General features: G+C 68.6%; 26 protein-coding genes and 1 pseudogene. 14 read left to right on the plus strand and 13 right to left on the minus strand.

All coding sequences use genetic code 11. From position 1 onward, the window contains the following. Nucleotides 1–209 precede the first annotated feature (209 nt). Nucleotides 210–881 (minus strand): TetR/AcrR family transcriptional regulator, encoded by a 672-nt coding sequence (locus NUM_RS01700; protein ID WP_207122724.1) that lies wholly within the window; start codon nucleotides 879–881, stop codon nucleotides 210–212. On the opposite strand from NUM_RS01700, the gene NUM_RS01705 reads away from it, so the two are divergent. After that, a complete protein-coding gene (locus tag NUM_RS01705) occupies nucleotides 880–2,499 on the plus strand; it encodes a carboxylesterase/lipase family protein (RefSeq protein WP_207122725.1) in 1,620 nt (539 codons plus the stop codon). The two genes, NUM_RS01700 and NUM_RS01705, sit on opposite strands and share 2 nt — an antisense overlap. Before the next feature lie 202 nt (nucleotides 2,500–2,701). On the opposite strand, the gene NUM_RS01710 is transcribed toward NUM_RS01705, so the two are convergent. After that, nucleotides 2,702–3,205 (minus strand): DUF2752 domain-containing protein, encoded by a 504-nt coding sequence (locus NUM_RS01710; protein ID WP_225918260.1) that lies wholly within the window; start codon nucleotides 3,203–3,205, stop codon nucleotides 2,702–2,704. An 828-nt stretch (nucleotides 3,206–4,033) separates the two neighbouring features. Further along, nucleotides 4,034–4,609: a helix-turn-helix domain-containing protein gene (locus NUM_RS01715; RefSeq protein ID WP_207122726.1), complete on the minus strand. Its 576-nt coding sequence runs from the start codon at nucleotides 4,607–4,609 to the stop codon at nucleotides 4,034–4,036. Nucleotides 4,610–4,667: 58 nt separating this feature from the next. Between NUM_RS01715 and NUM_RS01720 the strand changes: the two genes are divergently transcribed. Further along, on the plus strand, nucleotides 4,668–5,675 hold the full coding sequence (locus NUM_RS01720) for an alpha/beta hydrolase family protein (RefSeq protein ID WP_207122727.1): 1,008 nt from the start codon (nucleotides 4,668–4,670) through the stop codon (nucleotides 5,673–5,675). Between the two features lie 75 nt (nucleotides 5,676–5,750). Here the strand turns inward: NUM_RS01720 and NUM_RS01725 are convergent, their stop codons facing one another. Further along, complete coding sequence (locus tag NUM_RS01725; RefSeq protein ID WP_207122728.1) at nucleotides 5,751–6,017, minus strand: hypothetical protein; 267 nt, start codon at nucleotides 6,015–6,017, stop codon at nucleotides 5,751–5,753. A 184-nt stretch (nucleotides 6,018–6,201) separates the two neighbouring features. Here NUM_RS01725 and NUM_RS01730 point away from each other — a divergent pair, with 184 nt between their 5' ends. The 5 genes from NUM_RS01730 to NUM_RS01750 all read left to right on the plus strand — a co-directional run bounded on the left by NUM_RS01730 (nucleotide 6,202) and on the right by NUM_RS01750 (nucleotide 9,352). Continuing rightward, nucleotides 6,202–6,402, plus strand: a complete 201-nt coding sequence (locus NUM_RS01730) for a hypothetical protein (protein WP_207122729.1) — start codon at nucleotides 6,202–6,204, stop codon at nucleotides 6,400–6,402. Nucleotides 6,403–6,550: 148 nt separating this feature from the next. Next, nucleotides 6,551–6,754 carry a cold-shock protein gene (locus tag NUM_RS01735; protein WP_207122730.1) on the plus strand — a complete coding sequence of 68 codons (204 nt, stop codon included), beginning with the start codon at nucleotides 6,551–6,553 and terminating at the stop codon, nucleotides 6,752–6,754. A gap of 129 nt (nucleotides 6,755–6,883) precedes the next feature. Next, a complete protein-coding gene (locus tag NUM_RS01740) occupies nucleotides 6,884–7,957 on the plus strand; it encodes a fatty acid desaturase family protein (protein WP_225918261.1) in 1,074 nt (357 codons plus the stop codon). 135 nt (nucleotides 7,958–8,092) lie between these two features. Continuing rightward, nucleotides 8,093–8,380, plus strand: coding sequence for a hypothetical protein (locus NUM_RS01745; protein ID WP_207122732.1), 288 nt, complete (start codon nucleotides 8,093–8,095; stop codon nucleotides 8,378–8,380). A 192-nt stretch (nucleotides 8,381–8,572) separates the two neighbouring features. After that, nucleotides 8,573–9,352, plus strand: a complete 780-nt coding sequence (locus NUM_RS01750; protein ID WP_207122733.1) for a sigma-70 family RNA polymerase sigma factor — start codon at nucleotides 8,573–8,575, stop codon at nucleotides 9,350–9,352. Nucleotides 9,353–9,539: 187 nt separating this feature from the next. Here NUM_RS01750 and NUM_RS01755 read toward each other — a convergent pair whose 3' ends face one another. From NUM_RS01755 to NUM_RS01765, 3 genes are all read right to left on the minus strand, one after another. Further along, nucleotides 9,540–9,893: a MerR family transcriptional regulator gene (locus tag NUM_RS01755; protein WP_207122734.1), complete on the minus strand. Its 354-nt coding sequence runs from the start codon at nucleotides 9,891–9,893 to the stop codon at nucleotides 9,540–9,542. Between the two features lie 1,602 nt (nucleotides 9,894–11,495). Further along, nucleotides 11,496–11,936, minus strand: a complete 441-nt coding sequence (locus tag NUM_RS01760) for a DUF5994 family protein (protein ID WP_207122735.1) — start codon at nucleotides 11,934–11,936, stop codon at nucleotides 11,496–11,498. 138 nt (nucleotides 11,937–12,074) lie between these two features. After that, complete coding sequence (locus tag NUM_RS01765; RefSeq protein ID WP_207122736.1) at nucleotides 12,075–12,761, minus strand: DUF5994 family protein; 687 nt, start codon at nucleotides 12,759–12,761, stop codon at nucleotides 12,075–12,077. Nucleotides 12,762–13,351: 590 nt separating this feature from the next. Here NUM_RS01765 and NUM_RS01770 point away from each other — a divergent pair. Next, nucleotides 13,352–13,723 carry a hypothetical protein gene (locus NUM_RS01770; protein WP_207122737.1) on the plus strand — a complete coding sequence of 124 codons (372 nt, stop codon included), beginning with the start codon at nucleotides 13,352–13,354 and terminating at the stop codon, nucleotides 13,721–13,723. Nucleotides 13,724–13,818: 95 nt separating this feature from the next. On the opposite strand, the gene NUM_RS01775 is transcribed toward NUM_RS01770, so the two are convergent. Beyond that, the gene (locus tag NUM_RS01775) at nucleotides 13,819–14,178 is read right to left on the minus strand and encodes a MerR family transcriptional regulator (RefSeq protein WP_207122738.1); all 360 of its coding nucleotides are present in this window, start codon (nucleotides 14,176–14,178) and stop codon (nucleotides 13,819–13,821) included. 53 nt (nucleotides 14,179–14,231) lie between these two features. Between NUM_RS01775 and NUM_RS01780 the strand changes: the two genes are divergently transcribed. Continuing rightward, nucleotides 14,232–15,191 (plus strand): polysaccharide deacetylase family protein, encoded by a 960-nt coding sequence (locus tag NUM_RS01780; RefSeq protein WP_207122739.1) that lies wholly within the window; start codon nucleotides 14,232–14,234, stop codon nucleotides 15,189–15,191. A gap of 269 nt (nucleotides 15,192–15,460) precedes the next feature. Here the strand turns inward: NUM_RS01780 and NUM_RS01785 are convergent, their stop codons facing one another. The 3 genes from NUM_RS01785 to NUM_RS01795 form a co-directional block, all read right to left on the minus strand. Continuing rightward, nucleotides 15,461–16,372: an SDR family oxidoreductase gene (locus NUM_RS01785; RefSeq protein WP_207122740.1), complete on the minus strand. Its 912-nt coding sequence runs from the start codon at nucleotides 16,370–16,372 to the stop codon at nucleotides 15,461–15,463. Between the two features lie 345 nt (nucleotides 16,373–16,717). Further along, nucleotides 16,718–16,963: an amino acid permease C-terminal domain-containing protein gene (locus NUM_RS01790; protein ID WP_207122753.1), complete on the minus strand. Its 246-nt coding sequence runs from the start codon at nucleotides 16,961–16,963 to the stop codon at nucleotides 16,718–16,720. A gap of 140 nt (nucleotides 16,964–17,103) precedes the next feature. Then, complete coding sequence (locus NUM_RS01795) at nucleotides 17,104–17,388, minus strand: antibiotic biosynthesis monooxygenase (protein ID WP_207122741.1); 285 nt, start codon at nucleotides 17,386–17,388, stop codon at nucleotides 17,104–17,106. A 96-nt stretch (nucleotides 17,389–17,484) separates the two neighbouring features. On the opposite strand from NUM_RS01795, the gene NUM_RS01800 reads away from it, so the two are divergent. From NUM_RS01800 to NUM_RS01815, 4 genes are all read left to right on the plus strand, one after another. Then, nucleotides 17,485–18,039 (plus strand): TetR/AcrR family transcriptional regulator, encoded by a 555-nt coding sequence (locus NUM_RS01800; RefSeq protein ID WP_207122742.1) that lies wholly within the window; start codon nucleotides 17,485–17,487, stop codon nucleotides 18,037–18,039. Between the two features lie 85 nt (nucleotides 18,040–18,124). Then, complete coding sequence (locus NUM_RS01805) at nucleotides 18,125–18,664, plus strand: pyridoxamine 5'-phosphate oxidase family protein (RefSeq protein ID WP_207122743.1); 540 nt, start codon at nucleotides 18,125–18,127, stop codon at nucleotides 18,662–18,664. 35 nt (nucleotides 18,665–18,699) lie between these two features. Next, nucleotides 18,700–20,082, plus strand: coding sequence for a cytochrome P450 (locus NUM_RS01810; protein WP_207122744.1), 1,383 nt, complete (start codon nucleotides 18,700–18,702; stop codon nucleotides 20,080–20,082). Between the two features lie 370 nt (nucleotides 20,083–20,452). Then, nucleotides 20,453–20,929 carry an SMI1/KNR4 family protein gene (locus NUM_RS01815; RefSeq protein ID WP_207122745.1) on the plus strand — a complete coding sequence of 159 codons (477 nt, stop codon included), beginning with the start codon at nucleotides 20,453–20,455 and terminating at the stop codon, nucleotides 20,927–20,929. Between the two features lie 220 nt (nucleotides 20,930–21,149). Here NUM_RS01815 and NUM_RS01820 read toward each other — a convergent pair whose 3' ends face one another. Together NUM_RS01820 and NUM_RS01825 are read right to left on the minus strand one after the other, a co-directional pair. Continuing rightward, nucleotides 21,150–21,530, minus strand: a complete 381-nt coding sequence (locus NUM_RS01820) for a DUF2750 domain-containing protein (protein WP_225918262.1) — start codon at nucleotides 21,528–21,530, stop codon at nucleotides 21,150–21,152. A 72-nt stretch (nucleotides 21,531–21,602) separates the two neighbouring features. Next, nucleotides 21,603–22,601 carry a Hint domain-containing protein gene (locus tag NUM_RS01825; RefSeq protein WP_308440529.1) on the minus strand — a complete coding sequence of 333 codons (999 nt, stop codon included), beginning with the start codon at nucleotides 22,599–22,601 and terminating at the stop codon, nucleotides 21,603–21,605. A gap of 42 nt (nucleotides 22,602–22,643) precedes the next feature. On the opposite strand from NUM_RS01825, the pseudogene NUM_RS01830 reads away from it, so the two are divergent. Beyond that, nucleotides 22,644–22,996, plus strand: a pseudogene (locus tag NUM_RS01830) (transposase); the annotation flags it as partial.

The following is a 22,996-nucleotide window of genomic DNA, read 5'->3' on the forward strand; positions in this document are numbered from 1 at the left end:
CCCCCCCCCCCCCCCCCCCGGTTCGGGCCGCTGGCCACCTGGGCGACAGCTGTCGGCGTCTTGCCTCGCCGTCGCCACCCGGCGCGTGCAGGTACCGGCGCACCGACAAGGGCGCCGCTTCGACTGCGGCGCGCGCCCTGCGGGGCTCGGACGGCGACGGCAGCACGTGCAGCGCGGGCCGTACTGGCCATCGAAAACGGCCCGTTCGGCTACGGACAGCGGGTGGTGAGGCCGGCGGTGGTGACCAGTTCGCGGGTGTAGCTGTCGAAGTCGAAGTTCGTGGTACCGCCGAGTCGCTGGGCCGCGGCATCGATCGCGCCCCGGATCAGTACGGCCATCGAACGGGCGTCGAAGTCACGGAACTCGCCGTTGCGTTGCCCTGCGACCAGGAGTGCCTCCAGGCCTTGCACGCTGGGTTCCTGCGCGGTCTCGGCCGTGTAGCCTTCGCCGGCGTCGGTGCGTAGGTACGGGCCGATCTCGGTCAGCGCGACGATCTGCCGCGGATGGTCCCGCAGGAAGCGCAGGTTGGCCTCGATGTAGGCGCGCAGCTTGCCGGCGACCGTCGTCTCCGCACTCATCCGCTCGGCGATCGCGTCGGCTCCGGCGGTGAACACCGTCAGGGCGATGTGCCGGAGCAGGTCGTCCTTGTCCGCGAAGTGGTACGAGATCATGCGTGGGCTGCTCAAGCCCGCGCGCTGGGTGATCCGCGCGAACGACGCCTTGGCGTACCCCAGCTCCGCGATCGTGTCGATCGCTGCCTGCACGATCTGCGCGCGCCGCGCCTCGTTGGTCACTGTCCGTTTCATGCTATTCTCGGCTCCGATTTTATTCAGCCGGATAAATTCTACCGTGCTCAGATAAATCTGGAGGGGCATCACCATGAGAGCACTCGGCCGCGGACTGCTGGTCCTTGCCTTGGCCTCGACCCTCGGGACCGCCGGGGTGGCGACCGCGTCCGGCGCACCCCCGCCGTCCGCGGCACCCAGCCGGGCCCCGTCGAGCCAGACCATCGTGCGTACCAGCGCCGGACTGGTGCGCGGCACGTCCTCGCCCGCCTCTCGCAGCTTCCAGGGGATCCCGTACGCGGCACCGCCGGTGGGCCCGCTGCGGTGGAGGTCTCCCCGGCCTCCCGCGCGCTGGGCCGGCGTCCGCGACGCGACCCACCCCGGCAACCGGTGTGCGCAGGCCGCGAACCCCGTGTCCGGTACCGCCGGGTCGACCAGCGAAGACTGCCTCTACCTCAACGTCACCGTGCCGAACGAGCCGGCCGGGCGCCGGCTGCCGGTACTGGTGTACCTGCACGGCGGCGGGCTCAGCTCGGGAGCGGGCAGCGACCAGGAACCTCGCCGCCTCGCGGTCCAGGCCCACGCCATCGTGGTCACCCTCAACTACCGCCTCGGCGTGTTCGGGTTCTTCGGCCACACCGGGCTTCCCGGCTCCGGCACCTTCGCGCTGCAAGACCAGCAGGCCGCGCTGTCCTGGGTGCGTCGCAACATCGCCCGGTTCGGCGGCAACGACCGCAACACCACCCTGTTCGGCGAGTCCGGCGGCGGGGACAGCGTGTGCGCCCAACTGGTCTCACCCTCCGCCCGTGGCCTGTTCGACAAAGCGCTGATCCAGAGCGGTACCTGCACCGACGCCAACCCCGTCGATGACCTGTACCCGGGTGCGGGACCAGCGGTCGCCACCTGGAAGTCATTGTCCACAGTGGACCAAGCTGGCGACCGGGCTGCCGCGAAGCTGGGATGCGCAACCACGACACTCGCCTGCCTGCGCGCCATACCGGCGGCGAAGCTACTCGCCGACCCTGCCGTGACCGCCACGTACTGGAGCCCCGCCTACGGCACCGGCGTGCTGCCCGAGCCTCCCGCGACCGCGATCGCCCGAGGGCGCGCTGCGCACGTACCGATCATGATGGGTACCACCAGCGACGAGGCGAGCCTGCTGGTGGCCACCAGCTACCAGGCGATCGACGCCGACACGTACCGTCAACTACTCGGGCGCGCATTCGGCGCCGACGCCGACCAGGTGTCCGCCGCGTACCCGCTGGAAAGCTACGGCTCCCCCACCCGGGCATGGTCAGCGATCGTCGGCGACCGCGGGTACGTGTGCCCCAACCAGGAGACCGAGACCATCCTGTCGCGCACCACGCCCACCTACGGATACGAGTTCACCGACCAGCACCCACCGCTGATCTTCGACGTCGACCCGACGTTCCCCCTCGGCGCCTACCACGGTTCCGATGTCCCGTACCTGTGGGACACCCCGCACCACCCGGTGCGGCTCACCGCGCCGCAACGCATGCTGGCCGACCAGATGATCGGCTACCTCGGCGGTTTCGCCACGACCGGCAACCCCAACGGCACCGGTCGACCGCACTGGCCCCGCATCCGGACCGCGCCCCCGGCACTGCACCAGTTCACGCCGCGGCGAGAAGGCCAGCACCCGACACCAACCGCGACGCGCCACCACTGCCGGCTATGGCACAGCCTGCGATAGCCGGCGTCCGCGCGGCATGTCCCGTCCGGTCGTCGCAGTCAAGGTTGCCAGCGATGGCGAGGCCGCACCCGAACCCACTACCTGTGCGCCTGGCGTGGTGCATGCCAACCAGATGGCCGGCCGCGCCTAGCTCAGGCCCTGCGCCGCCCCTGTCGCGCCACTCGCGGGCTGGGGTGCGGGCTGGGGCAGCACGCGATGGTGGTTACCACAGACGGTGCGCGGTGTTGGGGATGTCGAACCAGGCGAACGGCTCGATCGGCAGGTTGCGCAACACCGTGGTGAACAGCACGAAGAACACCGCGTACGCGATCAGCCAGCGCTTGCCAGGTCGCCGCATCGGCAGTCGCACCCCGACCGTGGACAGCGCCCAGGCCAGCCACCCGGACAGCAGGAACGGCACCGCGAGCACGAACGGCAGATGCATCCGCACCGCGTCGATCAGATCACCGTGGATCAGGTAGTAGAACGCCCGGGTGCCGCCGCAACTCGGACCGTTGACCCCGAACAGCATGTGCCAGGTGCACGGACCCAGCGGGCCTTCCTTACCGCTGGTCGGATCGAAGGTCTGCACCCACCCGACCGCGCCCGCAACCGGTACCACCATCAGCCACGGACCGAACAGCCGAACCCGGCGCCAGATCCGACCGAACGGGCCCGGTGCGGTGAAGGTTGACGGCCCGCTCGGGGAGGCCACGACATCGGACACGGGAGTTGACTCCGTCGAATCGGCCCGGCGGGCAGCCCAGTGCAGCCGCGGTCGTGCTGAGACGACCGGCGGCGTCATCGCTCCCAGGCGGCCGACAATCATCACCCTCGTGTCTTACCACACGGGAAGAACACAACCAGCTGCGCCAGCCACCTGGAGACCCGGCTGAACCTGCTCTGCGCGCCGCTCGTTGCCCCGGCGCGGATCCACCTACGCTCCGCGATGAGCTCGGCAGTATCACCCGGCCGCGGCCCGGTGACCGCGTCGCGGACCTGACCTGCCGGCGCACTGACGGCAGCAGAACCCGCCTTCATGCCGAGCTGCGCGGACGATGGGCTCTGCTGCTTCCCGCCGCCTGCCCCGATCGCCGCGTCCTGCCCGGACCGCCTCGAGGTCGTACCGCCAGGTCCCCGCAAGACGGCGCCGCCGGGTGTTGCGGTGGCACGGGCCAGGGCGCGTTCCGGGTCGTAGACGGTGACGTGGTTGTCCGACCGATGGCGTTCGCAGCGGTCATCCCGCAAGAGACCAAGGTGGTTCGCAACCTCTATGCCGGCGGCGCACTCCGCCAGAGCTGGCTCCGCGACGATGCCCGAGGCACCTGCTTCCTTCTCGAAGCGCAGTCGTTGAACGACGCCGAAACGGCCGTGGCCGGACTCCCGTTGGCGCAAAAGGAGATGTCGAGCTTCCAGATCATCCCGCCTCGACCGTACGGCGGCTTCGGCCCCGCTGACTGCGCCTGGCTGATCATGCCGGCCACCCAGGGACGCCGGACGTCAACCCGCGACCGAAGAGTGGCTCTCGTCGGTCGCCGGACCTTCGGCGATCGGTTCATCCCTGGCCGGAGGCACCCTGATCGGTGCCGGTCTCGGTCGTGGGCGGCGCCTCGATGGGGAACAGGATCGGGCTGATCAGGTACTGCGTGCGGTCGGGCGACGGTTGGTTGTCCAGGCGAGGTGCGATGGCTTGGCGCATTCCGTCGATCATCGCGCGAAGTTCTCCGTCGCTGAGCCAGACGGCGTGCTGCCGGTAGCCGACCAGGTCGGCGACCGGGTCGGCCGTGTCGCGATCGAGGTAGGCGGAGAACTCTGCAGCAAGCGCCGCCAGCGCGGTGGCGAAGGCGCGTCGGTGGTCATCGGCCGACAGCGCGCTGACCGTGTCCGGGGAGATCCCAGCCCGGTCGCGACGCAGCCGGTAGCGGCGCTCGACCGCGCCGCGCACGCGTCGTTGTTCCGCGACTTCCAGGATTCCAGCTTCGGCAAGTAGCTCGACGTGCCGGTAGACCGTGGCCTTCGAGACGTCCCGGATGCGGTCGCACAGCTGCCCGGTGGTCAGTTGCCTGCCGCCACGCATCGCGTGCACGACCCGCAACCGCACCGGGTGAGCCAAGAGCTCGAAGGCATCCATCCCGCAATGATCTCAACACATGATACCGTTCGCAAGTCTTGAGAAAGGTTGTGACGAGATGCCTGACGGTGCCGCGGCCCAGTCCACGAGCAAGGCCGAGGTTGGCTGGGTGCCACCGGCCTACGTCGAGCCGGGGCGGTTCAGCGAGTACGAGGTCAGCCTCGGCACCGGCGAGCTCACGGTTCCGGGCACGATGAGCGTCCCCCGGGAGCAGACGCCCGGTGCTGGCGTGGTGCTGCTCGCCGGTGGCGGGCCGTTCGACCGAGACGAGACCAGCGGGCCGAACAAGCCGCTCAAGGACCTGGCCTGGGGGCTGGCGAGCCGCGGGGCAACGGTAGTGCGTTTCGACAAGCCGACCCACACCCATCGCGACTTCGCCGCGGCACCGGACCTGACGATGACCAAGGAGTACGTGCCGCACGCCCTCGACGCCATCGACCTGCTACGTCGCCACCGGTCGGTCGACCCGGAGCGAGTTTTCGTTCTCGGGCACAGCATGGGCGGCAAGATCGCACCCGCGATCGCTGCTGCCGCCCCCACCGTCGCCGGCCTGATCATCATGGCTGGCGACACGCAGCCGATGCAGCATGCCGCGGTCCGCGTGGTCGAGCACCTTGCCGACATGCTCCCCGACCAGGTCCCGCCCGCCGCCGTCGAGACGTTCCGGCAGCAGGCCGCCCTCGTCGACAGCGCCGCGCTCACCTCCTCGACCCCAGCCACCGACCTCCCGTTCGGACTGCCCGCCCCGTACTGGCTCGAACTGCGCGACTACGACCCGGTGTCGATCGCGGCGGGGCTCGACGTACCGATGCTCATCCTTCAAGGAGGCCGCGACTACCAGGTCACCATTGCCGACGACCTGGTCGGCTGGCGCACGGGCTTGGCCGCGCATCCGCGCACCGACATCCGTGTCTACGACGCCGACGACCACCTGTTCTTCCCCGGTACCGAACCGTCCACGCCGGCCGGATACCAGACCCCACAGCATGTCGACCCTGCGGTCGTCGCCGACATCGCTCGATGGATCGAGCACGGCAACGTGCCATCACCCTCTTGGAGAGCATGAGCCGGCACGATCAGAACAACGCCGCAACGAATCCGAGACCCTCCACAAAGGACCTTCGGCGACGGGCGGCAGCCATCAGGCCGGCCGCAGCAAGCTGGATCGTCTCCCTCCCACGGCAGAAGCCAGCTGCGCATCGATCTCGACATCTGGCCGGGTTGCGTCGCAACGAACGCGTAGCCGATCGACGACCCGCTCCGCCGACGCCGACAACGCGGACCGCTGCCTTCCTTCGCCGAGTCCGGACGACCCGAGCATCGCGACGTGCTTCTGTGCCAACGTGCTGCGGCCCGCACCCGCGTCCCGCACCGCCACATCGGCACGCACCCGCAACAGCAGCGGCATGCAGCAGTGCCGTTCGTCCCGTCCGCAACGCCAACCGCTCGCAGAGGACCGCCGGACTGCACGCTCCCCACAGAGCGGCGCCAGAGGAGGGCCGTCCACGGGCACGCTGCCCGGGAGCCAGCAGAGACTGGACGACACGCGCGACCCGGTCGATCGCGACGGACTCGTCGGCTGGAGTCCTTTCGTGTTCGATGACCACGAAGCGGCGCTGGGGCCAATCGCTCCTGCGGCGCAGAGTCCCTTGCGGGCACGGCGTCTCGTGGATGGGTTCTGGCCCGACCTGGCGAAGCTGGTGGCGAAGTTCGAGCAGGTGTACGCCCGCCTGCCGAGTGTGGCGGGCCCACCGGTGGTGGTTGACGGCGGCACGCCGCGCGTGCTGTACTGAAGCGGGTTCACGGTTTTTGTGGTCGTTTCATGAGGCGCTCGCAAAGATTGACAGCGGGCGCGGTCTCTTCTCTATTTCTTGTTGAGTCGTGTGCGTTGGCCGGCGTATCCAGATGGCTGCGCCGTAGGCTCTACGAGAAAGAGACTACATGACTCAAGGCACGGTGAAATGGTTCAACGCCGACAAGGGGTTCGGGTTTATCAGCCCGGACGACAGCGGTGAGGACCTGTTCGTTCACTTCTCTTCCATCCAGAGCTCTGGATTCCGCAGCTTGGATGAGAACGCCCGGGTGCAGTTCGAGGTCGAGACCACCGGCCGTGGCCCGCAGGCGATGAACGTCTCGACGTTGTAAAGACCCAGGGAACGGGTGCCCGATGCTTCGGGTACCCGTTTCTTGCTATCTATCAGCCGGCGCCGTGGCCTCATCGGCCGATCGGGCCCGGATCATTCTGGCAAGGGAGTCGCTATTACAGCTATGGGTTTGCGCTCGACGCAGGTCGACCAGCGTCGAGCGGCTCAGGCGGATCAGTTCGCCGGGTCGTACAAGGCGGTCGCGCAGGTTGTTCGGGAGCTCGGGCTACTGCGCCGGGCCCGCTGGTTCTACGGCTTGCTGTTCGGCGGGCTGTGTCTCGCGCTGGCCGGCACGGTCGCCGGATTCGTTCTGCTCGGCGACTCGTGGTGGCAGCTTCTGATCGCCGCAACGCTGGGCGTGATTTGTACCCAGTTCGCGTTCCTCGCGCACGAGGCATCGCACCGCCAGATCTTCTCGGGCGGGCCGGCCAACGACCGCGCCGGTCGCTTGCTGGGCACCCTGCTGGTGGGTATCAGCTACTCCTGGTGGATGGGTAAGCACACCCGTCACCACGCCAACCCGAACCGGGTCGGCAAGGATCCCGACATCGAAATCGACACGATCTCGTTCCTGGCCGAGGACGCCGCTACCCGTCGCGGTCTGCTGGCGGCGCTGACCCGCCGCCAGGGCTACGCCTTCTTCCCGCTGCTGATGCTGGAAGGTATCAATCTGCACGTCAGCTCGATCCGATTCTTGGCCGGCCGGCGCCGCATCACGGGCCGCTGGGTGGAGCTCGGGCTGATCGCCGCACATCTGGCCCTGATCGCTACGCCGGCATTCGTCTTCCTGTCGCCCGGGATCGCCGGCGCATTCTGCGGTGTCCAGCTGGCGGTGTTCGGCGTGTACATGGGCGCCTCGTTCGCGCCCAACCATAAGGGAATGCCGATCGTCGGCGCCGACGAGAAACTCGACTTTTTCACCAAACAGGTCCGCACCTCCCGCAACATTCGGGGGCGTTTCTGGGCGAGCGCGTTGATGGGCGGACTCAACTACCAGGTCGAGCATCATCTGTTCCCCAGCATGCCGCGCCCACACCTGGCGAAGGCCCGCAGCATCGTGCGCGACTACTGCCGTTCCCGCGGAATTCCTTACACCGAGACGTCGCTGCCGCGCTCGTACGCGATCGTGATCGCCTACCTCAACGAGGTCGGCTTGGCCGCGCGCGATCCCTTCGAGTGCCCCATGCTCGCCTTGCGTCGCTGACAGCCACCCGCGCAGCAGCTTCCGATCGCAGCCCAGGCTGGGGAACCGTTGCGGGCGAACACCATCCACCGCGCGCCGACAAGCCGAGTGGGCGCCCGCGTTGCCGGTCACACCGCCCAACCACGGCTGGCGACGATGCCGGTCGAGGAGTCGACGATCGTGCGCGGGATGCTGGTCGCAGCTGAGCTGGCTGCCGGTGTTGCCGATGCCCGCGCAGGTGCCGCCGTGCTTCGTACGGCGTGGCGAGGAAACCGGCGCGGGCATGACGTCCTGTCGTCGACACTGGACCAGCCGTGGCCTCATGGGGGCCGCGAGGTCGAAGAGCGCACTCGGGTCAGCCCGGATCTGCTCGCGACTCGCTGGGTGCACACGGTGGCCGACGGCAGGCGGCAGATCACCGCGCGCCTCGCCGCAGAACCGTAACCCGATCCACGTCGCACCCGAAGCTTCCCTCGACCCGAGACGCCGCCTTCGATCTCGTACGACAGCGTCGCCATCAAGGTTGCTGCTGTGCTGCCTGAGCTGCCGCAACCCACACCAAGCTCCGCTCGGCCAAGGTGCCGACGGACTCGCTCGAAGCGTGGACGCGTGGCCGACGGGGATTCGGTGGGGGACGTGACGGTAACCGAGACCGAGCAGTGTGCCGGCGACACCGACGGCGACGGGCCCACGGCCCGGGTACGGGCCCTGGCGGAGGCCACCGCCGGCGACCGCGCCGCGGCCCGGGCGGCCGTGATCGAGTCGCTGCTGCCACTGGCCGACCGGCTGGCCCGCCGCTACCGGGGGCTGGGCGTGCCACTGGAAGACCTGCGCCAGGTCGCCGCGACCGGGCTGATCAAGTCGGTCGACGGCTACCGGCCGCAGCTGGGCCGGTTCATCGCCTACGCGGTGCCGACCATCACCGGCGAGCTACGCCGCTACCTGCGGGACCGGGCCTGGGCGGTGCGCCCACCGCGGCGACTGCAGGAACTCGCGCTGCGCACCCACCACGCCGCCGAGGCGCTCTGCGCCCGGCTCGGCCGCTTGCCCAGCGTCACCGAGTTGGCCGACAGCGTCGGTGAACCGGTCGAGCAGGTCGGGCACGCGATGGCGGCGTTCCGGGCGTACATGGCCGTCTCGCTGGACGGCGCGGCCGGCGGGACGGACGCGCCGCTGGTCGAGCAGCTGCCCGGCGCCGACCCCGGTATCGACGCGGTCGTCGACCGGTTGGCGCTGGCCGAGGCGCTGACCACGCTGCCCGGCCGGGAGCAGGCCATCATCCGGATGCGGTTCCTGGACGAGCTCACCCAACAGCAGATCGCCGCGAAGCTCGGCATCTCACAGGCACACGTGTCCGGCATCCTGTCCCGCACCCTGCACGAGCTACGCGACCTGCTGTCAGCCGAGGCCACGTAGTCATGCCTGGCAGCGGCCCCACGGCCGTCGATCAGCTCGGTCAGGCTGCGCCGGTTCGTCGGGCAACGGTCGCCTCGCACTCCGCTGGAAGCGTGCCGCCGGAGATCCAACAGGCGAACAGGTGCCGCTTCGGAGGCGCCGGCTGGCGTTGCCGTGCACAACGCCAGCAGCACGACCCCGATACCAGTCAGGTTTCGTCTTCAGGCTGGGGATCGTCGGAGTCGCGATGAGGGGTCGCGTTGTCTTGCTGGTACTGGCGGTTGAGGCGTTGGGCCTCGGCGAGTTGGTCCTCGAGGATGATGATGCGACACGCGGCATCGATCGCGGTGCCCTCGTCGACCAAGGCGCGGGCTCGGGCGGCCAGACGCAGCTGGTAGCGGGAGTAGCGGCGGTGCCCGCCGGTGGAGCGGTGCGGGTTGAGCAGTTTGGTCTCCAGGCTGCGCAGAAAGTCCTGGGACACGCCGACCAGCTCTGTTGCCTGCCCCATGGTGTAGGCGGGGTAGTTGTCGTCGTCGAACATGTCTTCGAGCTGTTGGTCCATGCACCCTCCTGCTGGCCTCGGCCAGACGCACGTCGAGGGCCCCCGGCGCGGAGACGCCGGGGGCCCTGGTTCGGGATCAATAACACCACCTGCCGACATGCTGTCGGCGTCTTGGTTCCGCACCTACCTTGACCAGGGTTACAAGGTGCGGGGATCGCGTAAACGTGACCGGAGACCACCACCTCGGACTCGATGGGACCCTCAACGGTGTCCGCCCCGGCGTCAACCTCACCGCCTGGCGGGCGATCCAACGGTGTGTATCACCCTCCCTTTCCCTGCGAACCTTCACTTACCTCGGTACCGGCCACGGCGCGGGCGCCGTCTTCCCAGCGCCCCCGCCGTGGCCGCGAACTATCCACTCGGCAGACCCACGGCGGGTCCGCCGGCCGCACTCGGATGATGCGGCTGCTGCGTCAGCGTCTGTCCTGGTCTTTCTTGTCGACCCGCAAAACACTAGACGACACTCCCCTGAATGTCTAGTGCCGCGAGCCCAGATTTCTACGTGTCCTCGCCCAGGACTCGACCGCGTCGATCGAGCCACCCGCGGCCGCAGGTGGCCGCGCCGTCGAGGCCGTCGGGTCCGGTACGGCGAGGTCCGTGGCGGCCGTGGCCCGGCGGGCCGATGCGGATGGCCCGAGGGCCCGTCCTACGGCTTGTTTGTTGATCGTTCCGAGCGTGATGGTTGATGAGCATGGTGCGGTTCGATCCGCTCCGGGAGATCGAGCAGTTCGCCCAGCCGACCTCATCCCCGTCCCGTCAGCAAAGGTGGGCAGGGGCGATCGGGGCTGGTTCGCGCGCTCACCGTGCAGGGAGGTGATGCCCTGGCGAGATGTTGTCGCAGGCTCCTCTCGTGTTGGAGTGCTCCAGCAGATGCATCAGGAAGGTGGCGGTCCGGCGATCGCACACCAGAACCGGCGCGGCCAGAACGTGCCGGGGCTGCTCGCCGGCGTTCACGATCGGTACCGCCGCACAGCTACTCGGTAACAGTCCAGCAGGGACGTGAACCGAGCGCGCCGGTTCCTCCGCATCTCAGAAGGGGTCGCTGATACCGCGCTAGGACGCTGCAGAGCCGCTGATTGAACGACGACTCCTGGCCCGGCACGCGATGTCGAGCGTGGCGCGATACCTGCTCGGCGGAGCCGTTTCGTCTGCCCGGAACGCGACGACCAGCTCCGCCGTCGAGAGCTCCGGTTGGTACCTCGAAGCGCTGGCAGATCGACGCTGCGCAAAGGGCGCCAGTCCGCGGCTTGGCGCCCTTTGCTGGCCCACGGTGGCGACTTTTTGCACCGACCAGGGCTGGTTGCGCGGCTACCCCACGCGTCCCAGTCCAAACCGCGTACCCGGCGCAGACCAGCTCGCGCTCATGCCAGCGAAGCGGACGGGCAGCACCGACACGTGAGATGATCATTTGGGCGGGGTCACACGAGACGGCCCGTGTGCTGCTCGTCGCCCGTCACGGCTGGCTTCGCCAGAGGTTCGTGGTGGGGTTCGGCTTTCGGGACGGTGAGCGCAGTTCGACGACGCCGTGTGACGCTCTTGGCCGGTACCAGATCCCGGAGCTTTCGGGGGAAGGTGGGGCTCTGCCAATTGATGGTCTGCTGGTCAGCCGTGCTGGTGCTCGACGGTCGCCTTGCCCACCGCTCCGGCCGCCAACGCCGCGGCTGCCGTGTCGTCGGAGGCATCCACCGGGACCACGATGAGTCTGATGCGGTCACCGTCGAGGAAGTTGATGGTCAACAACTGGCCGTCGAGCATCCCGAGCAACCGCATCCGTACCCAGACGCCGCCGATGCGGATCCGCACCGGGCAGCGATCCCATCCCGCACGGCCAGCCGAGACCCAGCTTGCCCCATCGATCCCCGATGCCGCGTGCAGACCGGCCATCAGCGGCGGCAGCTCGATACCCAGATCCCGCGAGTACGGCCACCAAGCACCGTCGACGGCGCCGCCAGACGGCCGATCGGCCAGCGCCAGCCGCAGGCTCGGACCAAACCCATCGACCGAAGCCGGTTGACGTCGAGCGTCACTCAACATCGCCACCATCTCCCTTGCTTCATCTCACTCATCGTTCGACCGGCCGGCAGTTCAGATCGCGTCGAATCAGCCTGGCCGGCCGAGGCGCAACATCCCCCGCGCGTCGCGGCGACGAGATCGAGAGCGACCCGCGCGTGTCACCTCGGGTCAGCCGCCGAACAAGAGCCGGCCGGGACCGGAACGCACGACCAGTGGCCGGACCGGCGGTACTGGCAGCAGGTCACGCTCGGATGGAGCAGCGTCGACGGCACCGATCTCCCGATCAGAGCGCTCCCCCGCGATGGGGTCGGGATCGTGCCAGGCATCCACCGGTAGTGAACCGGAGTCGTATCGGCCCGCCTGCTGCAGCAGGATCTCACTGCCGCCCAACTCGTTTCGGGCGTCCGCCGCCCTGGTCATCACCGACGCTGCCGCGTCATGGAGTGAGTCCGGCGGCACGACGAGCAGGTCGTAATGGCTGCCGTTGGGGCAGGAGACGCTGACGGTGTGCACGTCGATGTTGCTGAACCAGCCGACCTGGACACGTCGACCGCCGATCTCGGTGCGATCGGGTATCTGGTTCCAGGCGTGCCAGCCCACCGCGACCCGACTGACGAGCTCACTGCGGCCAGGATCGCGGCCGGCCAGCCATGCGTCGACGCCGGCGATCAGCGCAGGCAGCTCGGCCACCAGGTCGTTGGTGTAGGGCCACCACGCCCCATCCAGGGCACCGTGTTGGCCGCTGGTCGGATCCATCCGCAGCCGCACACCGCCCGTGTTGGTGGTGCGCTGGACCCGGAAATCGAGTGGTCGGCGGGTAGGAAACGTCGCGGTATTCCTGATCTGGACGGCCATCGCAGGGGCCCCTTCGACCGGCCCGATGTGGGTCGGTCACGAAATCGTTCGCCCAGGGCGACGCCAACACTGGCACCATCTGCATGGCGGCCGACGCTTCGACAAGTCCTCGGTAGGCCAACCCTAGCCCGTACTCCGCCACGTGACGACATCCGCGCCGCCACGATCTGCGCAGATCGTCACTGCGGCAGACCGGCCGAACGAGGCACGCCCGAGTACAGTCGGAGACGTTCCCCGTCCAGTGTCGGCTGGAGACCAGACAGGATGAGGGGCGGCGGCAGCAGCGCGCACCGTACCAGCGGCGTGCGATCCAACGACCGTCGGTGATGCAGACGCGTGCTCGTCGCACGCCCGTCACCATTCCCTGACTCGCTTGGTTCAGGCGTGCTTGGCACGGCCCGGTCGCGCTGCATGCACGAACGCTCCAACTCCTCTTCCGACAATCCGCCCCGGCGTCGGCGGTCTACCCGACGTCGCCACGGACACGACGGTCCGAGAATTCGGTGTCGGGGTCGGTGACGCTACCGCCGTGGCGGCCGCATGGCCGCAGGAACCATCCGGCAGCACTGCTGCCGAGGACGGAGACCGCGATGACCAATTCAACGTTCACCAACTCGACCGACCCGGGCCAGTGGCTCGGTCAGAACGTACTACTCAGCGGCGGCGACAGAATCGGCAAGCTCGTGGACATCTACTACGACGCAGAGACCGGCACCGCGGTGTTCCTGTGTGTCAAACCACGCCGCTTCTCCAGTACCCAACTGCTCGTCCCCGCCGGCAAAGTCCACAGTGCCCCGAACGGACTGACCGCCGACTGGTCGGACGAGGACATGAGGCAAGCACCCGTCACCAAACCGGGACTGGGCCTCAGCGCCGACGCCGAACAGCGCGCCTTCCACCACTACGGCATGACCTACGCCCCGCCCTCCACCGACAACGGGCGACGACTGGTCCGCCACTGAGCCGCCAAGCCTGTCACACGTTCGCACGCGGCCAGTGGGCCTTCCACTCGGCCGACAGCCGCGGGCGTGGCGCGACGACGAGGGCTGATCGCTTGCTACGAGCCTGATGCGGTGGCGATGACCTGGTCGAGGATCTCGCGCGAGGAGGCGAGTTCGGTCATCATCCGGTCGATGCGGTCGCGCTCGGCGACAAGGTCGGCGACCAGCTGCGGTGTGGCGGTGGCCGCGGGGCCGGCGTCGGCGTCGCGCATGCAGGGCAGCAGTTGGGCTATCTTCCGGCTGTGCAGGCCGGCGGCGAACAGGTGCTGGATGAGCACGACCCGGTCGACCGCCCACTCGGGATAGTCGCGCTGTCCGCCGGCGGTGCGTCCCGCGGACAGCAGCCCCTGCTGCTCGTAGTACCGCAGGGAACGTTCGCTGACCCCCGTGCGCCGGGACAACTCACCGATACGCATCACACCTCCCACGGGTTGAACCTGACACTGATGTTAGCTTCTACCGTCTCTGCATGACCCACGACAACGCGGCGCTGCTGCCGTACGACTACAGCCCCATCACCGAACGCCCGACGATCCGCTGGCCCGGCGGCGCCCGGGTCGCCTTCTACCTCGGGCTCAACGTCGAGCATTTCCTACTCGGTCGCCCCTCCACCAGCATCTGGCCGGGCACCGCCGAACTGCAGCCGGACGCGCTCAACCACGGTTGGCGCGACTACGGCAGCCGGGTCGGGATCTGGCGCATCATCGACATCCTCGACCGGCACGGGATCCGCGCCAGCACCCTGCTCAACTCGATGGCCGCCACCGAGTACCCGCAGATCGTCCGCGCCGGCGTCGACCGCGACTGGGCCTTCCTCGCGCACGGCCAGACCAACTCGATCCTGCACACCGACCTCACCGAGGACGCCGAACGGCGGATCCTGACCGACGTGGTGGACACGATCGCGTCCGCCACAGGCCGTCGGCCGCACGGCTGGATGGGGCCGGGCCTCACCGAGACGTTCCGCACCCCGCAGCTACTCGCCGAACTGGGCCTGGACTACGTGCTGGACTGGACCAACGACGACCAGCCGTATCCGCTGCGGGTGCCGGGGATGCTCGGCGTGCCCTATTCGGTGGAGCTCAACGACCTTGGGCTGTTCGGCGGCAAGAGCACGACCGGCCCCGAGTTCGTCCAGATCGTTCGCGACCAGTACGAGCAACTGCGTGCCGACGCGGCGGGCAGCGGCCGGGTGATGGCGCTCGCCCTGCATCCGTTCGTGACCGGGCAACCGTTCCGCGCCAAGTACCTCGACCAGGCACTGGCCTACCTCGCCGCACAACCGGACATCTGGCTGACCACCAGCGACGACATCGCCCGCCACTACCGCGAGACGATCACCGGGCCGAGCGCGGGTAACTCGGCGACAAGGCTTCCGCCGACAGGAACGGAGCTGCCGCACCACACTGGCAGCTCGGTACGCCGGTGATGTGCACGCTGCGCGCCGCACCAAGAACCGGGTCCGATGCACAGGTATCTCGCCCGCCCCGGTGCGGCTGGATGCCGGCAGCTTGGCATGCCCGCGCTGGCTATGCACGCGCAATCGGTCGGTCGAGCAGCGGGCGGTCCGGCCAGCGGCGGTAGGGCCGGCCGGCCCTGCCCCCACATCGCCGCGGACGCGTTCCTACCATCCGCCCGCCGACGGCTTCGGCCGAGTGCGGTGACTCACGCGGCTTCCACGGCGGAACGGCACGCCGGTCAGTCGGTGGTGGTGATGCCGCCGGTGACGGCAATGATTTCGCCGACGGTGAAGCTGGAGTCGGCCTCGGAGGCCAGGTACACGTACACCGGGGCGATCTCCTCCGGCTGGGCGACCCGTCCGAGTGGCCCCTCGCTGCCCAGGTGGGCCAGACCCTCCTGCGGCATGTTCGGGTCAGCGACATTCAGCACCGTCCAGGTGGGGCCGGGCGCGACCACGTTCGCCCGGATGCCGTCTTTGGCGAGGTGCTCGGCAATGGACTTGGTGAAGTTGACCAGCGCCGCCTTGGACGCCCCATAGTCGATCATGGTGTCGCTGCCCCTGAGGGCCTCCTCCGAGGCGGTGGCAATGATCGCGTCGCCCGCCTGAAGGTGTGGACGTGCGGCCTGCACCAGGTGAAAGTAGGCGTACACGTTGACCTTGAAAGACCTGTCCCAGTCCTCGAAGCTGAGCTGCGAGAGGTCGGTCTGGCTGTTCAGGTGTGCCGCGTTGTTCACCAGAATGTTCAGCCCACTCAGCTCCCGGACCGTCCGCTCGACCGCCTCCCGGCAGAAAGCACGGTCGGCCAGATCACCGGGCAGCAGCAGACACCGCTGTCCGGTGGCTTCTACCGCGTCACGGGTCTCCTCGGCGTCCGGCTGTTCTTCGGGCAGATACACGATGGCCACGTCGGCGCCCTCGCGGGCGTACAGCAGCGCGACCGCACGGCCGATGCCCGAGTCACCGCCGGTGATGAGCGCGACCTTGCCACGCAGCTTGTCCGCAGCGCGATAACGCTTCGCCTCGTACCGCGGACGCGGGCGCATGTCGCGCTCCAACCCCGGGGCCTGCTGCCGCTGCTTGGGGTACGGCGGTTTCGGCTCTGCACCGGTCTGCGAGCCTGTGGTGTCGGTCCTGCCCGTATCCTGCATGGTCGCGAGCCTCCTGACGGCGCGGATCACGGATAGCAGTGCCCCGAAAGCCACCACACAAACCCGGCCGCGCCCACCACCTCCGCACGCTCGACGAAATTGGCGCCGACATCCGCTGGCGCACTGCTGCCCGCTCCCGGAGGCTGGGCCGGCACGGGGCGGTAACCGCGAGACGAGTTTCGTGGCGAGATCGCTGGCGGCGGTGCAGTCGTCGGTGATCGCCCACCGCACCGACGCATTGGCCGACGCGGCCGGGATCTCGCCGGCAGCATCGGCCGACCGAGGCCCGAGCAGCCGCCCCTGGACGCCGGCACGGTGATCGGTTTCCGGTGGTGGGCAATCGATTCAGGTGTCGCGATCGTCGCGGAGCTTGGTGTTACGGCGCCCGTAGCCGAAGTACACGGCCAGCCCGACGACCAACCAGACCAGGAACCGCAGCCAGGTCGCGACGGACAGGTTGAGCATCAGGTACAGGCACGCCAGCGCCGTGGCGAGCGGCAGCACCGGGTTCAGCGGTACCCGGAAGCGTGGCAGTTCCGGGCGGCGCCGACTGACTTCACCGGCGCCGGGTGGGCCATGCTGAGCATCGATGCGGCGATTGGCATGTACGGCACCACCTTGAAACGGCTGACCGGGCCGGTCTGGAAGGTGAGCCGGTCAGGGCTCGCAGCACGGGCACGACAGGCTGAGTCCGATGCTTGTGGTTGCCTCGTCGGTCACCAGCGAGGCGGTCACTGCGAGAGCAGGGTGACGATCTCGCGCGGCTTGCGCTCGCGGTCGTCGAACACGACCGGCTCTCCGAGACCACGGGCCACGCCGAAGGCGCGCTGGTAGTCCTGCTCGGAGTCGAACGTCCCTGTCGTGATGACGGCGTCTCGGTCCGGGGTGGCCCAGATCTCGACAGACCGGCAGCCGGGCTGGCTCCGCAGTGTCTTCTGGACCACCCGCGTCCGCTCCACGAAGGGGGCGAAGTGCTCCGGCCGCGGGTAGTGGTAGGCGATGAATCCGATGGTCATGTCGTTGCTCCAGCCTTCTGTACGGTGCCGTATAGTCGAAGACCGTAGCACGATCTATACGGGCGCGTATACATGATTTCGTGGACGGAGCTTCAGGTGGCGAAGGCGCGGACGCCGCGGCAGGGGTGGATCGACGAGGGGCTGCGCGTGCTGGCTACGGGCGGGCCGGAGGCGGTCCGGGTCGAGGTGCTGGCCAAGAACCTCGGTGTGACCAAGGGCGGTTTCTACGGTTTCTTCGCCGATCGCCAGGCGCTGCTGGCCGCGATGCTCGACGACTGGGAGAGGCGCAGCGTCGAGGAGGTCGTCGCCCGCGTCGAGCGGGAAGGCGGTACGCCCACCTCGCGCGCTGTGCGGGCCCGCGATCTGACCTTCTCCGAGGAGCTGCTGCCGGTCGACCTGGCGGTGCGGGAGTGGGCGCGCCGCGACGAGACGGTGGCTGTCCGGCTGCGCCGTGTCGACGCCGGGAGGATCGACGTGCTGCGCGCGCTCATCGGTGCGGTCATCAACGATCCGGTCGAGGTGGAGGCGCGCGCCGCGCTGGCGATGCTGACGACAGTCGGCGCGCACTTCGCGACCATCGACCACGGAGACCTGGATCAAGCAGACGTGCAGGCCCGGCTCGTGCGCATCGTGCTGGGAGAGGCGCTGTGAACGCATCCGGCGCGGCGTCGACGCCGATCGAGTAGCGACACACGAGCACACGAGCAGGTGCCAGAGGCAGGACAGGAGACAGACGGTGAAGATCAGCGACGAGCAGTGGGCACTGGTCCGGCGGATCGTGCCGCGCACGATCCGCAGCTCGCTGCACTGCAGCATCGCCTCGCTCAACCCGGACGGGTCGCCGCACGTCACCCCGATCGGGTCGTTCCTGCCGACGGCGAAGGGGCAAGGCGTCTACTTCGATGCGTTCAACGCCCAGCTCGCCACCAACGTCGGCCGCGATCCGCGAGTGACGATCCTCGCCGTCGACAGCGGCGTACTCAGGTGGGTCCGGTCGTTACTCGCCGGCCGTTTCGTTTCACCGCCGGGGATCCGGCTGGTTGGCACGGTGGGTCCGCAGCGCAGGTCCACACCGCAGGAGATCCAGCGTTTCCACCGCATCGTCGGTCCGCTGCTGCGTACCCGGGGTGGGGCGCTGATGTGGAAGTCGCTGCCACTGGTCCGGGACGTGACGATCGAGCGTGTCGTGCCCATCCGCATGGGTGCGATGACCTCCGGCTCCGGGCCCGCGTCGCGCCCGGACGTGATGGCCAGCCGAACAAGGGCGGACACGTGACCCACCCGTACACGAGCGGAAGGCAAGCAGCACGCATGCAGCCCCGAAACACGGAAGCCGGCGCCCACGCACCAGCACCGATCCACGCACGCGCACCGCACCTGCCGCGATCACGACCAGGCGACTGGCTCGTCCGCCGAGCCGCCAAGGGCCATCGGGCCACCCGGCTTCGGCTCGGCCGGCAGCGCCTGGTCTACCTTCTCGGCGCGGACGCCAACGCGTTGATCTTCGGCCACGACGAGTGGTTCAGCGCCAGAGAGGCGTTCGCCGCGCTCGAGATCGTCGACGGCCCGACCTCGGTGGTGCTCTCCGACGGCGCCGACCACGCACGCAGGCGCGGCCTGATCCGCCCCACCGTGGCACCGCGATCCATCGACGGCTACCTCTCCACCATGGCCGACGCGGCCGACGAGGCCCTCGACGAGCTCGATCAGGCGGCGCCGTTCGACGCCTACGCGGTGTTTCGCCGGGCGATTCGCCGCTCGACCCTGCGGGTGCTGTTCGGCGAGGACATGGCCCGCCACGCCGACGAGCTCGGGGCCACCCTGCAACCGCTGCTCGAGCTCGCCGACACACCTCCCCAGCTGCTGGTCTGGCACCGGAGGCTGGCAACGCCAGCCTGGCGGCGGGCCCAGCAAGCGCGAACAGACATCGACGCTTTCGTCGACGACCGGATCCAACAAGAACGCGCTCACCCACCGCGCAGCACCCACAGACAGACAGATGCCGAGCGGCCCGCAGCAGACCACGAAACGCGCGGGGCCGTACTGCCTCTACTGGTCCATGGCCGAGATGGGGACGGCTCCGGGCTCAGCGATCAGGAGATCCACGACCAGGCGATCACCATGATCGCCGCCGGGTACGAGACCACCAGTGCGGCGATGGGATGGGCCGTCTACCTGCTCGGCGCACACCCGGACTGGCAGCACCGAGCACGCGACGAGGTCAGCGCCGTACTCGCCGGCCGGGTACCAGCCCCGGCGGATCTGGCCCGCCTGCCGCTGCTTCGCGCCATCGTCGACGAAACCCTGCGGCTGTACCCGCCAGCCATGATCTCGGCGCGCCACGCGGTGACGGCCTTCGAGTACGACGGCCGCCGCATCCGCCCCGGTGATCTCGTCATCTTCAGCCCGTACGCGACGCACCGAGACCCGTCGCTCTACGACCAGCCGCTGCGATTCGACCCGCAGCGCTGGCTGGACGAACCACGGCGGGCGCCGAGCGAGTTCCTACCGTTCGGCGGCGGCAAACACCGCTGCCTCGGATCAGGCTTGGCCGTCACCGAACTGACCGTGATGCTCTGCCGGCTCCTCGCGCGGGGACCGTTCACGCTCGATCGACCACCGGCCCGCGCCCGCGGCCTGTCGTCGATGCGGCCCGATCCAGCGGTGACCGTCTCCTGGGGCACTGGCGCCTAGCCACCGCCCGATCGCCGGAATCAGGTTGTCGAGCAGCGCACTACCGGGCGTCTGCGCGATCCCGGCCAGCCCGTGGCCTCGCGTCGACAGTGGGGGTCAAAGAAGGGGCGGCCACTGGCCGCCCCTTGCGTTTTGCCTGGTGCGCCGTCAGGGACTCGAACCCCGAACCCGCTGATTAAGAGCCGCGACACCCGTGCCAGATAGTGCCGTCCAGCGCCGGCAAGTCCACCTTCCAAAGCGGCGCCGCGCCGTCCCAGGTCAGCGACTGCCGCAACGCGCCTCGCCGGCTCGGGCGCCCCTCGGGCGCGCATCTGGAGCTGAGACCGCACTTCCGCCGGGTCATGTCGTACCCGGCCACGATGATGGCCCGATGAGCGAATACGACACCTTGCTGACGCAGATCGCGGAGCATGCGCGGCACGGCGGGCGGGCCAACGAGCCGATGCCGGACCCGCTTCTGCAAACAGCGATCGACGAGGCCGAACGTCGACTCGGGTTTCGGCTGCATCCGTTGCTGGCGGCGGCTTACCGCACCATCAGCAATGGCGGGTTCGGCCCGGACTACGAGCTGCTCGGCCTCATCAGCAACGACGGGAACGGCCAGCAGGCGGTAGATGCGTACCTAGAACTCCGGACGACGGGCGCCGGCACCAAATGGGCCTGGCCGGAGGGCGTACTGCCGATCATGGACTGGGGCTGCGGCATGCTCGCCTGCGTCGACTGCCGCAGCGATGAAGGCACCGTGCTGCTGTTCGAACCGAACCCCGGCGACCCCGACCTCGCCTGGTACCTCGACTCTCCCACGCTCCCCGCCTGGTTCGAGCACTACGTCAACGACACCGGCTAGTGGAGCGACACCAACGACGAAACCCTCAAACTGCCGCCCTGGCCCCATGCCCCAGCCCGCTCCCGCCACTGACCCACCTTGCCTCCATGGCAGTCGACGCCTCCCACGAGGCACCAGCCTGGTCGGCCAGTACTGAACGGACCTTCATCGTGCAACAAGGCATCTACCACACAGCGCAACAACCCTCCCGCAAACCCGAACGCCATTTCGGAGTACGCACCTACCCGTCGTAAGGCGGCTCACTAAGCGCGTGGGCGAGACGATTGAGGACTTCTTCGACTGTGAAGTCCCAACCGGTCAGCCGCTGTCCACTCCAGTTGATTCCAACACGCAATCCCTCGGCCGCCAGGTCCGGCAGTTCCACCTCCTGCCAACGCCGCAACGGCATCGACATGGCGCGAAACTGCGTACCCCAGATTGCGACAGCACGGTTGACCCGCGCTTCCGACGACCAGTACGGAACTACCTGCTCGCCGGAACTCGAGGGCCACGTCGGGCCGCCTTCGTCGTCACGAACCCACCACACGACGCCGCGTTTAACGACCTCTCGGAAGAACGCCGCCGCCTGGGCCCCGCTCGTACTCAACGGAGCATCCTCCACCGGATCCTCATTCTCGGCATCGAGCCGGCTACCCGATACATGAGCGCCTCCACGCTATCGAGGTACGAGACATCAGTATCCAGGCCCAAGCTTTCGATGCCCGCCCGGGTCCATTATGGCATGTTCTTCTGGCCATCGTGGTGTTAGCAACGAACCACCGTCTCGAGCCGGCACCGGTTCGTGGCTCAACTCCATCGACTCCCAGGATCCATCCGGTCGCTGTCGACGCGGTGCCATTCCTCGCTTCATCCGGCTGACGTTCGCAGCACCGTATTGGTCTGCGGCATCCGGCTCAGCTGCCTCATTCTTCCAAAAGCGCTTACGCATGGTAGACATCGACGGCGGCTTGCCGTTTTTCCATGTCGAGTAATCATCGCCCACCTTCCACCGTCCACTGCAGTTGTGGACGAGTACCGGGATGGTCCCGGCTTCTACGTAGTAGGTGTGGAGGTTGTGGATGGTCAGGTCGTAGGTAACGGCGGTGTTAGTGCGGGTATGGGTGGCAGCGATGCGCAGTTCATGGCCGCCGGTCGTCTGCAGCAGATCGCCAGCCTTAAGACGTCCCGCCGGTACCCATCGGTCGCGGCCGGCGTCCCAGAACAGGTGTGTCGGTGTGGCCGACAGCGTCTGCAGACCGCTCGGGGTGACAACGGTCAGATCGACCAACTGGCGGTCGTGGCGGGTGACGATGACACCGTCGACCCGGTGTGTTTGACCATGCTTGGCGCCGGGGGCGGCGTTGCGGATTCGGTCGCCGACCTTGAGCTTGTCGATCGCCACGGCGCTGCCGTCTGCGCGTACGACCTTGGTGCCGGCGGGGAAGCTGTGGCATCCACCGTCTCGTCCCCGGCCGGCCGCCGACTCGCCGCCTGGCGACTCGCCGCCGCGGGACTCGCCGCCGCGTCCCCTTCCACCCTCATCCGCGCCTCCGGTAGCGCCGCCACCATCCACGCCGGACCCGGCTTCCCCCGCGCGCTGTGTGGCATTGAAATAGGCGAGGTCAGCCTCTGAGGCGTAACTGCCATGCTCGTCTGCGAAGTTGATCGGGACTGCCCAGGCTTTGGTTGACACCTGACCTGTGAGGCTGCTGGCCTTGCTGGAAGGATGTTTGCTGTGCCCAAGCCCTACCCCCGCGAATTCCGGGACAACGTGGTCGCGGTCGCCCGCCAGGGCGGTGCGCCGTTGACGCAGATCGCGAAAGACTTCGGGATCTCCGAGTCGTGTCTGTCCAACTGGCTGCGCGCCGCTGACATCGAAGACGGCAACCGGCCCGGCGTGACCCGCGAGGAGTCGCAGGAGCTGCGTGAGCTCAAGCGCCGTAATCGGCTGCTGGAGCAGGAAAACGAGGTGCTGCGCCGGGCTGCGGCTTACCTGGCTCGGGATGTCAACCCAAAATGACCTACCCGCTCGTCCGTGACCTGGCCGCAGCCGACGCCCCGATCAGGGTGCCGGTCGCGGTGACGTGC

Source organism: Actinocatenispora comari, assembly GCF_017312725.1.
GTDB classification, from domain to species: domain Bacteria; phylum Actinomycetota; class Actinomycetes; order Mycobacteriales; family Micromonosporaceae; genus Actinocatenispora; species Actinocatenispora comari.

Coding starts and splice junctions, on each gene's coding strand:
- NUM_RS01705 (WP_207122725.1), top strand. CDS start 880: ATGAGAGCACTCGGCCGCGGACTGCTGGTCCTTGCCTTGGCCTCGACC.
- NUM_RS01700 (WP_207122724.1), bottom strand. CDS start 881: ATGGTGATGCCCCTCCAGATTTATCTGAGCACGGTAGAATTTATCCGG.
- NUM_RS01715 (WP_207122726.1), bottom strand. CDS start 4,609: ATGGATGCCTTCGAGCTCTTGGCTCACCCGGTGCGGTTGCGGGTCGTG.
- NUM_RS01720 (WP_207122727.1), top strand. CDS start 4,668: ATGCCTGACGGTGCCGCGGCCCAGTCCACGAGCAAGGCCGAGGTTGGC.
- NUM_RS01725 (WP_207122728.1), bottom strand. CDS start 6,017: ATGCCGCTGCTGTTGCGGGTGCGTGCCGATGTGGCGGTGCGGGACGCG.
- NUM_RS01735 (WP_207122730.1), top strand. CDS start 6,551: ATGACTCAAGGCACGGTGAAATGGTTCAACGCCGACAAGGGGTTCGGG.
- NUM_RS01745 (WP_207122732.1), top strand. CDS start 8,093: ATGCCGGTCGAGGAGTCGACGATCGTGCGCGGGATGCTGGTCGCAGCT.
- NUM_RS01755 (WP_207122734.1), bottom strand. CDS start 9,893: ATGGACCAACAGCTCGAAGACATGTTCGACGACGACAACTACCCCGCC.
- NUM_RS01760 (WP_207122735.1), bottom strand. CDS start 11,936: ATGGTGGCGATGTTGAGTGACGCTCGACGTCAACCGGCTTCGGTCGAT.
- NUM_RS01765 (WP_207122736.1), bottom strand. CDS start 12,761: ATGGCCGTCCAGATCAGGAATACCGCGACGTTTCCTACCCGCCGACCA.
- NUM_RS01770 (WP_207122737.1), top strand. CDS start 13,352: ATGACCAATTCAACGTTCACCAACTCGACCGACCCGGGCCAGTGGCTC.
- NUM_RS01775 (WP_207122738.1), bottom strand. CDS start 14,178: ATGCGTATCGGTGAGTTGTCCCGGCGCACGGGGGTCAGCGAACGTTCC.
- NUM_RS01780 (WP_207122739.1), top strand. CDS start 14,232: ATGACCCACGACAACGCGGCGCTGCTGCCGTACGACTACAGCCCCATC.
- NUM_RS01785 (WP_207122740.1), bottom strand. CDS start 16,372: ATGCAGGATACGGGCAGGACCGACACCACAGGCTCGCAGACCGGTGCA.
- NUM_RS01795 (WP_207122741.1), bottom strand. CDS start 17,388: ATGACCATCGGATTCATCGCCTACCACTACCCGCGGCCGGAGCACTTC.
- NUM_RS01810 (WP_207122744.1), top strand. CDS start 18,700: ATGCAGCCCCGAAACACGGAAGCCGGCGCCCACGCACCAGCACCGATC.
- NUM_RS01815 (WP_207122745.1), top strand. CDS start 20,453: ATGAGCGAATACGACACCTTGCTGACGCAGATCGCGGAGCATGCGCGG.